Annotated in this window: 16 protein-coding genes and 4 pseudogenes; 9 read left to right on the forward strand and 11 right to left on the reverse strand. The window is 61.4% G+C overall.

Going from position 1 to position 14,787, the window contains the following annotated elements; genetic code table 11:
* Positions 1-38: 38 nt before the first annotated feature.
* The 7 genes and pseudogenes from ATY75_RS14190 to nagA all read left to right on the forward strand — a co-directional run bounded on the left by ATY75_RS14190 (position 39) and on the right by nagA (position 7,119).
* Entirely contained in the window at positions 39-908 is an 870-nt protein-coding gene (locus ATY75_RS14190; protein WP_088938039.1) for a sugar ABC transporter permease, read from the forward strand.
* Positions 908-1,717 (forward strand): carbohydrate ABC transporter permease, encoded by an 810-nt coding sequence (locus ATY75_RS14195; RefSeq protein ID WP_088938040.1) that lies wholly within the window; start codon positions 908-910, stop codon positions 1,715-1,717. Before ATY75_RS14190 ends, ATY75_RS14195 begins: the two co-directional genes overlap by 1 nt.
* A 23-nt stretch (positions 1,718-1,740) precedes the next feature.
* Entirely contained in the window at positions 1,741-2,817 is a 1,077-nt protein-coding gene (gene ugpC / locus ATY75_RS14200; RefSeq protein ID WP_088938041.1) for a sn-glycerol-3-phosphate ABC transporter ATP-binding protein UgpC, read from the forward strand.
* Between the two features lie 9 nt (positions 2,818-2,826).
* Entirely contained in the window at positions 2,827-3,690 is an 864-nt protein-coding gene (locus ATY75_RS14205) for an ROK family protein (protein WP_088938042.1), read from the forward strand.
* Positions 3,691-3,720: 30 nt separating this feature from the next.
* Positions 3,721-4,860: a GNAT family N-acetyltransferase gene (locus ATY75_RS14210; RefSeq protein WP_088938043.1), complete on the forward strand. Its 1,140-nt coding sequence runs from the start codon at positions 3,721-3,723 to the stop codon at positions 4,858-4,860.
* A 52-nt stretch (positions 4,861-4,912) separates the two neighbouring features.
* Complete coding sequence (locus ATY75_RS14215) at positions 4,913-5,941, forward strand: SIS domain-containing protein (protein WP_088938044.1); 1,029 nt, start codon at positions 4,913-4,915, stop codon at positions 5,939-5,941.
* A pseudogene (gene nagA / locus ATY75_RS14220) lies at positions 5,938-7,119 on the forward strand (N-acetylglucosamine-6-phosphate deacetylase). The gene ATY75_RS14215 and the pseudogene nagA overlap by 4 nt, the downstream one beginning before the upstream one ends.
* A 289-nt stretch (positions 7,120-7,408) precedes the next feature.
* Here nagA and aspA read toward each other — a convergent pair.
* The 10 genes and pseudogenes from aspA to ATY75_RS14270 form a co-directional block, all read right to left on the reverse strand.
* A pseudogene (gene aspA, locus ATY75_RS14225) lies at positions 7,409-7,702 on the reverse strand (aspartate ammonia-lyase); the annotation flags it as partial.
* A gap of 458 nt (positions 7,703-8,160) precedes the next feature.
* On the reverse strand, positions 8,161-9,186 hold the full coding sequence (locus ATY75_RS14230) for a GlxA family transcriptional regulator (protein WP_088938046.1): 1,026 nt from the start codon (positions 9,184-9,186) through the stop codon (positions 8,161-8,163).
* A 72-nt stretch (positions 9,187-9,258) separates the two neighbouring features.
* A complete protein-coding gene (locus tag ATY75_RS14235) occupies positions 9,259-9,522 on the reverse strand; it encodes a hypothetical protein (RefSeq protein ID WP_245317573.1) in 264 nt (87 codons plus the stop codon).
* Between the two features lies 1 nt (position 9,523).
* Positions 9,524-10,249 (reverse strand): CbtA family protein, encoded by a 726-nt coding sequence (locus ATY75_RS14240; protein ID WP_088938047.1) that lies wholly within the window; start codon positions 10,247-10,249, stop codon positions 9,524-9,526.
* A 13-nt stretch (positions 10,250-10,262) separates the two neighbouring features.
* The gene (locus tag ATY75_RS14245) at positions 10,263-10,451 is read right to left on the reverse strand and encodes a CbtB domain-containing protein (protein ID WP_026242423.1); all 189 of its coding nucleotides are present in this window, start codon (positions 10,449-10,451) and stop codon (positions 10,263-10,265) included.
* 156 nt (positions 10,452-10,607) lie between these two features.
* Positions 10,608-10,934, reverse strand: coding sequence for a nitrile hydratase accessory protein (locus ATY75_RS14250; protein WP_088938048.1), 327 nt, complete (start codon positions 10,932-10,934; stop codon positions 10,608-10,610).
* 9 nt (positions 10,935-10,943) lie between these two features.
* Positions 10,944-11,561, reverse strand: coding sequence for a nitrile hydratase subunit alpha (nthA, locus tag ATY75_RS14255; protein WP_088938049.1), 618 nt, complete (start codon positions 11,559-11,561; stop codon positions 10,944-10,946).
* Positions 11,562-11,604: 43 nt separating this feature from the next.
* Positions 11,605-12,348 carry a nitrile hydratase subunit beta gene (gene nthB, locus ATY75_RS14260; RefSeq protein ID WP_088938050.1) on the reverse strand — a complete coding sequence of 248 codons (744 nt, stop codon included), beginning with the start codon at positions 12,346-12,348 and terminating at the stop codon, positions 11,605-11,607.
* 37 nt (positions 12,349-12,385) lie between these two features.
* Positions 12,386-12,886, reverse strand: coding sequence for a DUF1097 domain-containing protein (locus ATY75_RS14265; protein ID WP_018245354.1), 501 nt, complete (start codon positions 12,884-12,886; stop codon positions 12,386-12,388).
* A 38-nt stretch (positions 12,887-12,924) separates the two neighbouring features.
* Positions 12,925-13,899 carry a GTP-binding protein gene (locus ATY75_RS14270; RefSeq protein ID WP_088938051.1) on the reverse strand — a complete coding sequence of 325 codons (975 nt, stop codon included), beginning with the start codon at positions 13,897-13,899 and terminating at the stop codon, positions 12,925-12,927.
* 292 nt (positions 13,900-14,191) lie between these two features.
* Here ATY75_RS14270 and ATY75_RS14275 point away from each other — a divergent pair, with 292 nt between their 5' ends.
* Complete coding sequence (locus ATY75_RS14275) at positions 14,192-14,440, forward strand: hypothetical protein (protein ID WP_088938052.1); 249 nt, start codon at positions 14,192-14,194, stop codon at positions 14,438-14,440.
* 25 nt (positions 14,441-14,465) lie between these two features.
* Positions 14,466-14,659 (forward strand): annotated as a pseudogene (locus tag ATY75_RS35540) (carbohydrate kinase); the annotation flags it as partial.
* Here the strand turns inward: ATY75_RS35540 and ATY75_RS33910 are convergent.
* Positions 14,656-14,787, reverse strand: a pseudogene (locus tag ATY75_RS33910) (IS481 family transposase); the annotation flags it as partial. The pseudogenes ATY75_RS35540 and ATY75_RS33910 sit on opposite strands and share 4 nt — an antisense overlap.

Raw genomic sequence — 14,787 nt, forward strand, 5'->3', positions numbered from 1 at the left:
CGGTTCGCCGGGCATGGCCACCTTAGAGGACTGACACCATGAAGGATGCGACCACCTATTTCTACCGTCCGGTCGTGCTTGCGTTCGGCACGATCTCGGCCATCCTCACGATCTACGTGCTTTGGCTGACACTTCAGAATATCAGCCTGCTTCGGCCGGGCCGCGAGAGTTTCATCGGCCTGGACAACTATTTGCGGCTTCTTCTGGATGCGCGCGCCCTGAACGCTCTCGGCCGAACCATACTGTTTACGGTTGCCGCGACTGCGATCGAAGTCGCATTGGGTCTGGCAATATCGCTCCTGATGGATCGGGAGTTTGCCGGAAAGCGCATCGTGCGCGGCATTCTGCTCGTCCCTATCGTGATGACACCCGTGGTCGTGGGCCTCACCTGGCGGTTCCTGCTCGATCCGTCCAACGGGATGATGAACTACCTTCTTTCCATCATCGGACTTGGTCCGGTCGACTGGCTGGGCAGCCCGAATGTCGCTCTTCTCTCACTCCTTATGGCAGACATCTGGCAATGGACACCGTTCGTGGTGTTGTTGACTATGGCTTCGCTGGAGTCGTTGCCGGGCGACCCGCAGAACGCCGCCCGTGTCGACGGAGCCCGCGAATGGCAGGTGCTTTGGTACATCACATTGCCCGCACTGAAACGGGCGCTCCTTGTGGTCGCTCTCATCCGCGGCATCGATGCGGTCAAGGCGTTCGACATCTTCTACATCATGACGCGCGGCGGCCCCGCTCTGTCGACTGAGACACTCAACCTCTACGGCTACATCTCCGCATTCACGAATTTCGACATCTCGTATTCGCTGACGATTGCGATGGTCCTCACCATCCTGACGAACGTGGTCTTGCTGTTGCTCTACAACCTCGCCTTCAAGGCAGCGCAGCAGGGAGGCGTGTGATGCGCCGTATCGCTTTCTGGGTCGCTCTCGCCGTCCTTCTCATCTGCGTGCTCTTCCCGCTCTATTGGGTGGTGGCGACCTCGCTCAAGACACAACGCGACGCTTTCTCAATGCCTCCTGTCTGGCTCTTCCTGCCGACCTGGGAGAACTACGAGAAAGTGTTCAACAACGGCGTCTTCGTCCGCGCCTTCTTCAACAGTGTCATCATCTCGTTCTCGGCGAGCCTGATCTCGGTCGCGGTCGGCGCAATGGTCGCCTACGGACTGGTGGCGCAGGACGAGCCCACCAAGCGGCAGAACGAGAAGTTCATCTTGAGCCTGCGTATCGCTCCGCCACTTATCTTCATCATCCCGACCTACTTTCTGGCGGCGCAGATGAAGCTATTGAACAACCATTGGATCATCATTGGCGTCTACGCCTTCGTGAATATTCCTTTCGCGATCTCGCTCCTCATCACGTTCTTCGAGGACATTCCTCGCGAACTCAGGGACGCGGCGAAGGTCGATGGCGCGCGTGAGTTCACCATTTTCCGTGAGGTCTTCATGCCTGTAGCGCTCGGCGGGATCGTCGCCACGTTCATCCTGTGCGTGCTCTTCACCTGGAACGAGTTCTTCATTGCGCTTGTGCTGACAGGGCGCGACACCCAGACCCTGCCAGTCAGCATTACCTCCTTCCTTACTTTCCAAGGCGTGCAATGGGGACCACTCACCGCGGCTGCGACACTCGTAATGCTGCCCATGCTGGTTCTCGGCATGCTGGTTCAGGGCCAAGTCGTGCGCGGCATGTCGCTCGGCAGCATCAAGGGGTAGGAACCGTGACAGAAACGAGAACCATGAAACGATCCCTTCTGCTGAAAAGCATCCGGAAATCCTATGGCCCCGTGGACGTGCTAAGAGGCATCGACATCGACGTCAACGAAGGCGACTTCGTCGTCCTCCTTGGGCCATCCGGTTGCGGCAAGTCCACGCTCCTGCATGCGATCGCCGGGCTGCATCCCATCGACGGAGGTCTCATAGAGATCGACGGGCGCGACGTCACGAATGTGCCAACCCGCGAACGTGACATCGCAATGGTCTTCCAGTCCTATGCTCTCTATCCGAATATGACTGTGCGGCAGAACATCGCCTTTCCATTGCGGATGCGGAACGCGAGCGCCCAGGAAAAGGAAACCAAAGTGGCGCAGGTCGCCAAGCTCCTACAGATCGAACAGCTTCTCGACCGGAAGCCGCGCGAACTCTCCGGCGGCCAGCGCCAGCGCGTGGCCATCGGACGCGCCCTGGTGCGTGACCCGAAGGTGTTCCTTTTCGACGAGCCTCTTTCCAACCTCGACGCCACGCTCCGGGTCGAGACCAGGGTGGAGATCAAGCAGCTTCATGAACGCATCGCCAAGACGATGATCTATGTGACCCACGACCAGATCGAGGCGATGACCCTCGCCACCAAGATCGTCGTGATGAACAAGGGCGAAGTGCAGCAGATCGGGAGCCCGAACGAAATCTACCATCGCCCCGCCAACCTCTTCGTGGCAAAATTCGTTGGTTCCCCCGCGATGCACTTCATTCCCGGTACCATCACAGCAGTCGACGGCAAGGTCGTATTCAACGACGGCAAGGGGTGGACTCTGCCGCTTTCCCTGCCGGGCGGGGGTAGTGCCTCCGGCGAGGTCTTGCTCGGAATTCGGCCGGAACACATTCGCCCGGCACGCGATGGGCAGGAGGCGCTTCAAGCGCGTGCCGATATCGTCGAGTCGACTGGTCCCGAAGACAACGTCACACTGTCCTTCCATGGGCATTCCCTGGTCGCCCGCATGGAGACGGGAAGCGTTGCGCAAGGATCGAGGCTGCCCGTATCCATCGCGGTGGACAAGGTATCGCTGTTCAATGCCGCCAGCGGCCAGCTCATAGGCTAGGATGTCCGGATGGATCAGGATAACGCAATCCTCGCGGTGGACATCGGCGGCACCAAGACGCTGATGGCACTGGTAAAGGCGTCCGGCATCGTCGCCGAGGCAACAGTGCCGACAAGGCGGGAAGATGGTCCGGATACCTGGCTGGGAGCCGTGGCAACTGCCGCAGCGCCATGGCGAGGACAGTTCCGGAGCATAGGTCTTGCCGTCACGGGCTACGTGCACAACGGTCTGTGGTCGGCGATGAACCCGGCGACCTTGGGCATTCCGAAAGACTATCCACTCGTCGCCAAAGTCGAGCGGCTATTCGGACTCCCGGCAGTCGCCTTCAACGACGCGCAGGCGGCGAGCTGGGGTGAGCATATCCTCGGGGCCGGGCTGGGGAAAGACCTGGTCTTCATCACCGTCTCCACCGGGGTTGGGGGCGGGATCGTGCTGAATGGCCGCTTATTGGAAGGTCTTGCAGGACACTTCGGTCTCACGGCCGAGGGTGACGACAACGGGTTCCTCGAAGACCGCGTCTCCGGGCGTTGGATGGCTACCGAGGCCCGCCGCCTCGGTTACGAGGTCGACGCAAGGCAGGTTTTCGCAGCGGCGGCGACCGGAGAGGCCTGGGCGGCGGATATCGTCGACGGGTCGGCGCGTCGTGTCGCCAGGCTTTGCCGAAACATCCAACTCATGCTCGATCCGCCGCAGATCGTCATCGGTGGCGGCATTGGACTGGCGGATGGCTTCATCGACAGGGTGCGCAACCTGGTGGCGCCGCCGGGACAAGTCGCTCCGGTGTCCATCTGCCGAGCCGAACTCGGTGTACACGCAGGAATTCTCGGCATTGCGGATTTGGCCCGTGCCAAGTCGGTGCAGGCAGGCGGCTAAACCCGCATCACAGGAATAGAGGACCGGATCATGGTAGTTCGCAAGGCCGCAAAGGCGGACCTGTCGTTGATTGTCGATGCCTATCGTCTCGCTTTCGCTTTCGACGAGGAGCGCACCCGGCGTTACGTCGAAATGACGGGGCTGGACTGCTTTAGGGTCCTCGAAAGAAGCGGGCAGTCGGCGGCTGTCTGGGCTGTGGTTCCTTGTGGCCATTGGTTCGGCGGTCGGTCCGTTCCCGCTGCCAATATCGCCCATGTCGCCATCCAGCCCGAGTTTCGCGGTGGCGGACTTGCCGCGGAAATCCTGGACCTCTCCTGCGAGGACGCCCGTCGTGACGGAGCCATGCTCGCCAGCCTCTTCGCGTCGACCCGCCCAGTCTATCGGCGTGCCGGTTTCAATCTGGCCGGACATGAGATGGTCTACGAGGCCGAAACGTCGGAACTCTACAAAGTCCGGCAAGAGCTCCGCTCCCGCCGGGTGCCTCTCGACGGCGCCCGTAACGTGCTGGAGCCTATCTACCGTGCCGCATGCGTTGGCCAATCCGGGCTTCTCGATCGCAACGACGCGCACTGGAATGCTCACTTCAACACGGCGGCGAGTGTCCCCTCGGTCTTCGTTTTCGGCGATGACGAAGGCTACGCGGTGCTCGACACTTCCAAGCCGGGGCTGATCGAAATCCGCGACTGGGCGGCCATCAACGGAGCTGCCGCCCGCCAGATATTGAAGTTCGTCGGCACATTTTCGACTGCGTTCGAAAAGACCCGCTGGCACGGAGCGCCTCAGGACGCGCTCGTCTTCGCAATGCCGGACAAGGGATGGCGGCTTGTCCATCAGGAAGAGTTTCTGATCCGAGTCCTCGATCCGGCGTTGGCCCTCTCTGCACGCGGCTACGCGTGCGCGGACACCGAATGCACGCTCGCTGTCGACGGCGGCGTGGGGGGGGCGCATCGGATTTCCATTGGCAGCGGGCGCGCAACCTGTGCCCCTGGAGCCATCGACGGCGACAAGGTCCTCTCGGTGCAGGCATCGAACCTCGCGAGCCTCTATTCAGGGTTCCGTTCAGCCAGCTTCCTGCACCGGGCCGGAGTCGCCGACGGCGATCCTGAGACAGTGGCGCTCGCCGACAAGGTGTTCGCCGGACCATCCCCCTGGGTGGCAGAGCACTTCTGATTTTTTTCGGGACGCCAAAGCCCGCGCAGCCACGAACCTGAGGACAAAGACCATGGCGGAAACAACGAACATGCGGCGCGAGATCGAGGAGATTCCCGATGCCGTGAAGTGTCTTCTTGACAATTCGGCAGCTCAACTGGCCGCCGCAGGCAAGGCGCTGGCGCGGAAGAACCCCGCGTTCATCGCCACGATCGCGCGGGGCTCGTCGGACCATGCGTCGCTGTTCCTTAAATACGCGATCGAACTTGCAGCCGGGAAGGCCGTCGCATCTCTCGGGCCGTCGCTCGCATCCATCTACGGTCGTCCTATCGACCTTTCGCAGGCGGCGACATTCGCCATCTCCCAATCAGGCAGCAGTCCCGACATCGTCGAAATGTGCGCGTCGGCCAGACGCCAGGGAGCTCTCACTCTTGCCCTGACCAATACCGCGAACTCTCCGATCTGGAGGGAAGCGGAAGTCCCCATCGACCTGAACGCCGGCCCGGAACTCGCCGTCGCTGCGACGAAGACATTCGTCAACTCGATCGTGGCAGGTCTTGCCGTGCTGGCTGAGTGGATTGACGATGCCGATCTGAAATCGGCGCTCGACCGGCTGCCGGTGCAGCTCCGCACTGCGCTCTCCGCCGATTGGAGCGACATGCTGCCGTCTCTCGAGGACGCCACGTCCCTCTATGTCCTAGGCCGTGGACCAAGCTTCGCAATCGCGTCGGAAGTCGCGCTCAAGTTCAAGGAGACGTCGAACCTTCACGCGGAAGCCTATTCGACGGCCGAGGTCATGCACGGGCCGCTGGCGCTCGTGGCTCAAGGCTTGCCGGTCCTGGTGCTGGCGAGTCGGGACGCATCGGAGTCCGCGGCCGTCCTGCTCGCCGACGATTTCGTCGGCCGGGGCGCGGATGTCTTTGTCACCTCGGCGAAGACGGTGTCGGCGCGGTCGCTGCCGTTCGTGGAGACCGGACACACGCTCACGGACGCGCTCGCTCTCATCGTACCCTTCTATGCAATGGGCGAGCAACTGTCACGCCGCCGGGGCTTGAACCCGGACCAACCCGTGGCTCTCAAGAAGGTGACCCAGACACGATGAGACCGACAGTCGCGATATCAGCCGATCGGATATTCGACAGCATCGGGTGGCATGAGGGTTCCGGCCTTCTGCTGGATCACGAACGTGTCGTCGGCATCGTTAAGGTGGCGGACATCCCGCGCGACATCGACCGGGTCGATTACGACGGGCATCAGCTCGTTCCGGGCTTCATCGACCTCCAGGTGAATGGCGGCGGTGGAGTCCGTTTTGGCGAGGAAACGTCAGTCGAAGCGATTCAGCAGATCACGAGCGCTCACGCTCGGTTCGGCACCACGAAGCTGCTTCCGACTTTGATCACGGACACCCCGGAGGTGACGGCTTTGGCGCTCGAAGCCGGCCGTCGGGCTCGCGCCGCCAAGGTCCCCGGTTTCCTTGGCCTTCATCTCGAAGGCCCGCATCTGTCGGTGGAGCGCAAGGGTGCGCATAACCCCTCCTTCATCCGGCCGATGACAGAGGGCGATCTCGAAGCGATCTGCGCCTATCGCCGGAATGCGGGGTTGGTCCTGACCACGGTTGCGCCCGAAAACGTCACGACCGACCAGTCAGCGTGCTCGTTGCCGCGGGCGTGGTTGTGAGCATCGGGCACAGCAATGCCACCGCACAGACCGCGAGGCCCTACTTCGACGCGGGCGCTTCGATGGTCACCCATCTGTTCAACGCAATGAGCCCGCTGGGAAACCGGGAACCGGGGATCGTCGGGGCAGCATTGGATGATGGCAGGGTCTTTGCCGGGTTGATCGTGGACGGCGTCCATGTGGACCCGGCTACGATCAAGGTCGCGCTACGCTCAAAGACTACTCCAGGTTATATATTCATTGTCACCGACGCGATGCAAACGATCGGGACAGAGCTCGCGGGATTCGAGCTTGAACGGACGCGCCATCCGCCGGAAGGATGGGACACTGAAGCTGGCGGACGGGACATTGGCGGGTGCCGATATCGACATGATTTCGAGCGTCAGGTTTGCTCATCAGACTCTCGGTCTGCCTTTAGAGCGGGTGCTGGCGATGGCGTCGAGCGTGCCGGCGAGGGCAGTGGGCTTGGACGGCCGGTACGGGTATCTCCGGCCAGGATATGCGCCCGACTTTGTGGTTTTGAACGAGCAGCTTGAGTGCATCCATACTTGGATGGACGGTCGAGAAGCGAGTGCGCTCGAATCCATGAAATTGGATCATTGACTCAGGTCCTCCTCCCAGGGACGCCTTGGCTGCCGTCGGCATCTTGTCGACGGCAGCCACCTTTGAATTAATTGCGAGAAAGAAACCAGCGAACCGACGCCTAACGAAAGAACCGAGGGCGAAGACCCGAGGTCTGCCTTTGCACAATTCTGCCGTCACCAGGGTGGAAAAACAGCGAGGTCAGCGGTTCGATTCCTCTCAAGGCGAGGGAACGTTCGACATTGGTTGCAACGAGCCACAATCTCTCCAATGGGGCTTTGGAAGGGATTGGAAACGGCCGTTCGCCGATCTAAGCCAGCATCTGTTGCGGGCGGGTCAGCATCTCAGGGCGTAATACGGTGTCGAGGGTTTCCTTCGCCATCAGGCCGCGTTCAAGGACAATTTCATAAACTCCGCGTCCCGATCGGTGAGCTTCCAATGCAACCTCCGTCGCGTTGTCGTAACCTATATAGGGGTTCAAGGCAGTGATGAGGCCGATCGACTGCACGACATTGTCCTGAAGGTGATGACGGTTTGCAGTGATGCCACGAACGCAGTTTTCCGCAAGCGTCCGGCATGCGCGGGTCAAATGTTGGATGCGGCGGCCCCAGGACCTGGTTCAGAATACGAGCCCCAAGTGCTGCCTGTCCTGCGTCAGGAGGCGACGATAGTGCTGCTGAATCAGGTCCGGTGCATCCTGGAAAGGTGAGAGCTTTCGTGGCCAGTGCCCAGCTTGTTGCCATGGTGTTCCCGTTCTGGGCGAAGAAGATCGCATAATGGATTGGAGGGAACGGGCCCGGTTGTCGAGCAAAGAAGATAAGTCTTGGTAGGCGCATAGCCAAGGGCATGCAGTTCGAGTCCGCTCAAGAGAGCTAGGTTTTGTCAGGCCGCTGGCATGAAAGGCACAGTACGTTCTAAACGCCGACGGTGATTGGTCTCGTTGCCTAAGTTTCGGACGCAAGATCACTACCGAGTCTTACGATGTGATCGCTCCACCGGGATTTTACTCCGACCTGAGTCCAAATTTCCCTTCAGTTTTCGGGGATCAGGGCATGAACGTCATTACAATCGCAGCTCCTGTCGGCGCGGCTGGCGGGTCTCATAAACCATATACTTGGATCGTTCGATACCGGCAGGCGCGGAACGTTGAAAGCGGCCGCGATAGTGGTTAGGGCTCACTCCGATCGTCCGCGCAAAGGCGCGGCGCATAGCATTGACGTCGCTAAAGCCGCACATGGCGGCGATCTTCTGCAGCGGCTGGGCGGTATCCTCCAGCAGACGGCGGGCAGCGTCGGTTCGCGCCGCCGTGACGAAATCCGCCGGCGTCATGCCGAGCTCGCGGCGGAACACCCGAGCGAAATTGCGTTTGCTCATGCCGATTTTCTGCGCCAGATCATCGACGGCGAGCGGAGCGCCGAGGTTTGCCAGCACATATTCCTGCGCCTTTTGGATCAGCGTCGTTTCCGACATCTGGCCGACGAGATGGGCGCTGAACTGCGATTGTCCGCCTGGACGCTTCATGAACATCACCATGTAGCGGGCAACGATCATCGCGACATCGCGCCCGTGATCTTCTTCGACCAGCGAGAGCGCCAGATCGATGCCCGATGTGACGCCCGCAGCCGTTATGAGTGCACCGTCGCGAATATAGATCGCATCGGGATCGAGATCGATTGCCGGAAAGTCCCTGGCGAACTTGCCGGCACATTCCCAATGCGTCGTTACGTTCTTTCCGTCGAGCAGCCCCGCAGCCGCCAGCAGGAACACGCCGGTACAGATCGACCCGAAGCGCCGGACCGTCGGCACCCGCCGCTGCAGCCACGCGATAACCTCGGGATCGATCGTCTGGAACGACGGATCGCCAGCGACAAGCAGCGTGTCGATCGGCTCGTCCGGGTCGAAGATCGTCCGGTCAGCGAGGAAACGGAGTTTGCCCGTTCCGTTGACGGACGCCGCTCCTGTCGACATGATCTGTATGTCGTATGCATCCGTGTCGCCAAGCCTTCGGGCGGCTTCCCAGAAGACCTCGGCGGGGCCGACGATATCCAGAGACTGGACCCCGGGCGGGGAAAGAATAACAATGCGCATTGCCTTGACCCCTGTTGCGATGCGGATCCGGAAACGCCCCGCATGTTCAATCCATGCAATTAGCCTGCCAGCTTACAAAAGGCTGCGGCGGATCTGCCGGCTGTCGAGATGAAAATTCCACTGTGCCGGTGCCTCGCCGGCCTCGATCCTCTGCCGGGCGGCACTGAGCAAGGCAGGGGCGTTCCGCCTGGCGAAGGCGAGGCATTCGTCCGGCGAGGGCCTGGCGCCGAGCAATGTCCGCAGCGCAAACCGGTGGACGAAACAGTGGCCGCCGTTGCCGGCGTCAAACTGCAGCGCGTCGATATCCTCGCGCCATGTCAGGTGCAACTCTTCCACCCTATGCCTCGAAACGCCGGAAGAACGTGCCCGTCAGCGATCCGAGCAGCGCCCAGAAGACGAGGCTGGTCATGGCCGCGGCGGCGATGAACTGATGTTCGAGCGCTTCCGGAGCCAGCGCATGCCGGCCCTCTGGCGCGGCTGGCGCACCGATCACATGCGGAGCCGCGATCAGCACGATGGCGGCGACCGCCGTCCACGGGTTCCTGTGAAAGGCGATCAGGGCGAGGCCGCAAGCCGTCGCAGCCGCCGTCGCTATCCACCAGACCTGCCGGTCGGCAAGCGGCGCGGATGGCGTGCCCGGCAGTTCGGGCGGCAATCCCAGCAACGGCGCGATCATCACGCAGGCAAAACCCGCCAGCCCCCACATCAGCCCTTCGCGCCAGCCGAGCGCCTTGCCGCGCATCGAGATCAGCCCGGTCAGCGCCATCGCATAGCCGATGGCAGTGAGAATATTGGCGGCCAGCGTGAAGGCCGTCCGCTCGACGCCGTCGGCCGGCTCCCAACCTCCCTCTTCATGGTCATGAGCGGCCATCGCCGCATGATCGTGTCCCGCGGGAATAGCGGCTGCGGCGCCTGCCGCCGGCAGTGCCTCACCCGCTTTCTCGTAGACTTCAGCCTTGGCGATGAGCTGGCTCGTGCCGAAGAACTGGACGGCCGTGACAGCGGTTCCGACGATACTGCCGACGAGCACCGCGGTGAAGACGATCGAGCGAAACAGCGACATTGTCATTCTCCTCTCAGTGGCACGGAAACGCGTTGGCGTGGCGCGAGTCATGCGCAGCATTGTGGACGATTTCGATATGCGAGAAGCCGACAAAGCCGACGATCATGAGGCCAAGGCAGGCGGCAATCGCCGACTGAAGCAGCCTCGTGGCGGAAGCGGTGGCAACAGGTGCCGAGGATGAGACGATATAGGGCGTGGACATCGGAAAACCTTTCGACATGGCGCCTTTGGCGCCGATAACATGTTGACTGAAGGGCCAGCGCATAACCCCGAAAATCGATTTGGAAAGGATCATGCGCCAATTCAAACTGATGGAGCGTCATTGGCGTCCTGCGGGACGCGCGGCGCTCTATGGTGATCAGGCCGCGAAGGCGGCCTTGATCTCGTCTGCGTCGATGACGCCGGATTTCGCCACGGCCTTTTCGAGGGCGGCCAGGAACTGGTCATAATAATTCCAGGAGGATCGATCGACTGGATGGGCCGCTTCCCAGGCGCTGATCGTGCTGATCAGCTCGTCGCGGAAGTCGTCCCATTCGAAGAAGCCGTCCTTGGCGAGCGCAAGCGCCATGCCGAAGGCCTTTCGCTCCCACTCGCTGCCGAAGCAGAGCGAGCCGTTCGCCCGCGGCGGGTTGTCGGTGCTGCCCATCATCTCGGTGACGGCGAAATGCTCGAATTGCGTCTGCATGTCCCCTCCTCACGCTGCCCTGGCGACGGCGACACCCATCATCGCTTCGGGCGTGACCAGGGTCTCGAGTTCCGCTTCGGAAAGCCCGTCCGTGCCGGCCGGGCGTTCCGGCACGACGAACCAGCGGATCTGGGCGCTGGAATCCCAGACCTTGATCTCGACCGCATCGGGAACCGCCAGCCCGAACTCCGTCAGTACGGCGCGCGGCTCGCGGGCGGCACGGCTGCGGAAGGTCGGGTCCTTGTACCAGTAGGGCGGCAGGCCGAGCACCGGCCACGGATAGCAGGAGCAAAGCGTGCAGATGATGAGGTTATGGACATGGGGGGCGTTGGCCACCGCGCGCATGTGTTCGCCCTCGGCGCCCGCCATGCCCTCGGGCAACTGAAGTTCGGCGATGGCCTTCGGCGTGTCGGCGACGAGCCTGTCCTTGAACGCCGGGTCGACCCAGGCGCGCGCGACGATCTTGGCGCCGTTGAACGGCCCCATCTTTGTCTCGAAGAAATCGAGGACTGTATCGACGGTTTTGTCGGTGATCACGCCCTTTTTGATCAGCAGGGCTTCCAGGGCTTTGACGCGGGCGGCGCTGTAGGCTTCCCGGTCCTGGCGATAGTGAAAACGGTCCATCATTGTTGTGGCTCCTTGACTGGAATGGCGGCGACTGGTGTGCGTCTCAGGCGGCCTTGGAGGCTTCGCCGGCTTCCGGTGCCTCGACATAGTGGGCGTAGAGATCGGCATAGAGGCTGAAATTCTTCTCGGCATTATCGGGCCAGAGGTCACTCGGTTCGAAGCGAACGCAGTAGACCGGCATCGCCGCGCCGACGCCGTCGGGGCCGGTGTCGCAGAGATAGGTGTAAGCCCCGTCATAGACGGTCTCGATCGTTCCGAACTTGTTGCGGAGGAAACCGGGCAGCCTCGTATGCTCGACGGTGGGCACATCGCGGATCGCCACCGTATCGCCGACCTTGAATTCGAAGGTCACGCCGATGTCGCGCTTGGGGCTGTCGCCTTCGATGAGATATTGCACGACGCGCCGGTCGATCGCCTCATCGCCGGCCTCGTGCAGCGGCTTCGACGGCTCGTTGTAATATTCCTCCGTCAGCGCATCGAGCTCTTCTGCCGTGATATAGCCGTTGTCGATGAAGTATCCCGATATTCCGCCGAGCCACTTCTCGTAATAGCGAAACCTGAAATAATCGAACGGATTGAGGGACTCCGCCCCTTTCCTGAGGTCCGCCCAGGTCCAGATGGTCTTGAACGTCGATGGCGTCTCGGGAAGCGGAAGTTGCGGCGACAGCGCCATCATCGCCGTATGGATGCCGAAGATCCTGGTTTCCCAGACTTCGACGAAAACGCGCGTTTCGGTGCTCACGGGCCCCAGCCCCTCAAGGCCGCCAAGATAATGCTGAAGTTTCATGGGATCGTTCCTTTATGGTGAATGATGACGATGACGCTCAGGCGGTCGCGGATTTCTTGCCGGCCAGAAGCTGGGTTCCGATTTCCGAGAGCAGGCCGAAGACGCCGCCGAGCAGCATCGCGGCCATGGCGACGAGGGTCGGATGATTGAGACCTGAGGTGACGATCGTCGTGTCCGTCGCCGCGCTGGTGCCGACGAGCGAGGCGAAGCCGAAGACGATCGCCGGCGGAAAGTTCAGGATCGGGATGGCCGAGGCCAGGATCATTGCTGAGGTGCCGGCGCCGACCAGGATCGCCGCAAAGATCGGGTGGGCTGGGCCATATTGGATGATCAGCAGCGTGATCGAGGCGATGCCGATGCCGGTCCAGTTGGAAACGATCGATTTGACCAGACCCTGGTTTCCGCCGCCGCAGGCGAAGAACGACGCCCAGGCGATGAAGGTTACCCACACGGGAACGGGAAATATCGTCGCGGTGATATAGGTGTCGATGGCGCCGAGCACACCGAGGCTGATCATTGCGGCAACGAGCGGGGGCATGGGTCTGTCTCCTTGTTGAGGGGTTGGGCGGATGCGCATCAGGATGCCAGCGCGCGCTGCTGGCTGAGGCAGCTCATGAAGCCGTCTCGAAGCATCACCTCGTCGAGGTTCCTGCCGATGAAGACGATTTCGTTGAGCCGCTTTTCCGAAGGCCCCCAGGCCTTTCCGGGGCGTCCTTCAAGCGTCATGTGCACGCCGTGAAAGACATAGCGGCGCTGCTCGCCGTGGAGATTCAGCACGCCCTTCATGCGGAAGAGGTCCGTGCCGATCTCCTGAGCCAGGCGATTGAGCCAGACGTTCAGCGCCGCCGGATCGAGCGGGCCGAAGTCCTGGATCGCCACGCAACCGATGCTCTGGTCGTGCTCGTGTTCATGGTCCTTGAGAATATCGGGGTCGATAGACAGGATGTTCTTGAGGTCGAAGGCGCCGACGTCGAGCACCGCGGAGAGCTCGACCTTGCAATCCCTCGTCCGGATGATCCGGGCAAGCGGATTGATCCCGCGCAATTGCTGCTCGGTGGCGGCAAGGTCCTCGGCGCTCTCCAGGTCGATCTTGTTGAGCAGCAGCACGTCGGCAAAGCTGATCTGCTCCCTCGCCTCGTCCTGAGAGAGCTGTTGCTTCATATGGCGGGCATCGACGACTGTCACGATCGCATCAAGCTGCAGCCGCCTGGCGAGCGTTTCGTCGAGTAGGAAGGACTGGATGACCGGCGCCGGATCGGCAAGACCCGAAGTCTCGATGATGATGCGGTCGATTGGCCGTCCGGAGCGCAGCAGTTCGCCGATCGCGGCGATGAGATCGCCCCTGACGGTGCAGCAGATGCAGCCATTGTTCAGCTCGATGACCTCGTCCGCCGTCGGCACCACGAGCTTTCCATCGATGCCGACCTCCCCATATTCGTTGACGATCACCGCTACGCTCTCGTTTTCGATTGAGTTGAGCAGGTGATTGAGAAGCGTGGTCTTCCCGGTCCCGAGAAACCCGGTCAGAATTGTCGTCGCAAGCTTTGCCATGGCCTCATCCCCTTGCCGTCCGGGCACGCCTCCGCCGTCTCGGCCAAATGACCGGGCTGAAAAGGCGGCTCCGCTGCTGTTTGCTGGTCCGATTACGCCGGAAGCGCCGATCAGACGAGGAGAATTACACTTGCGATACCGTCACGAGGCAAGAGACCCGATGTTTCATATTCGGCCAAAGAAACCGCAAATTCTGCCAAAATGATGAGCTTTTTGATTTTTGATTAAAAACTGATCATACTGTCTAATTATTGATCTTATTGCCCTTTTCCCGATCATTGACAGGATGGGCATGAAAAACTATCTGGTTTGCGCAGCTTTGGCGAGGGACGCCATGCGCAAGTTGGCTTTTCGAGAGCATTCTATTGTCGCCGGCGAAAGTGGTGCCGCTAGGCTGGCGGGGCTTCTGTCCATCGCCGGTGATCCAGAGGTGCTTAGCCGCCTCGGCCTCAACGAGCATAGCCGCATCCTTCACATCAACATCGACTTGAGGATCGATCTCGGCGTTGCCCGGAGTAAAGATACTATGGGGAGGGGATAGCGGCCTGCACCGCCGTCGTCGACCCGTCGGTGCAGGCGATACGTTCGACCCCGGAGTGCTGGCCTAATTGAAGATGAAGAATCTGCTCACCAAGGCCGAGGTGGCGAGCCTCCGCGAGGAGCAGATTGCCAAGGCAATGAAACTCGGCGCTGCCGCCGCGGCAGTCACGTCTTCCGCGCCGGCGCCAACCCGCCCTGGCTATACGAAATTGTCGCCTAGTTGTGGAGCCTCAACAGGTTGTCCTTGATCAGGCCGAGTCTACTGACGGGCGGTTTGGATTGTAGGCTGCCGTGCGGGCGATGCCAATTGTAACGGTGGAGCCAGAGCGGCAGGTCGGCGGCGCGCTG

The organism is Rhizobium sp. N122, from assembly GCF_002211295.1.
Taxonomy (GTDB): domain Bacteria; phylum Pseudomonadota; class Alphaproteobacteria; order Rhizobiales; family Rhizobiaceae; genus Rhizobium.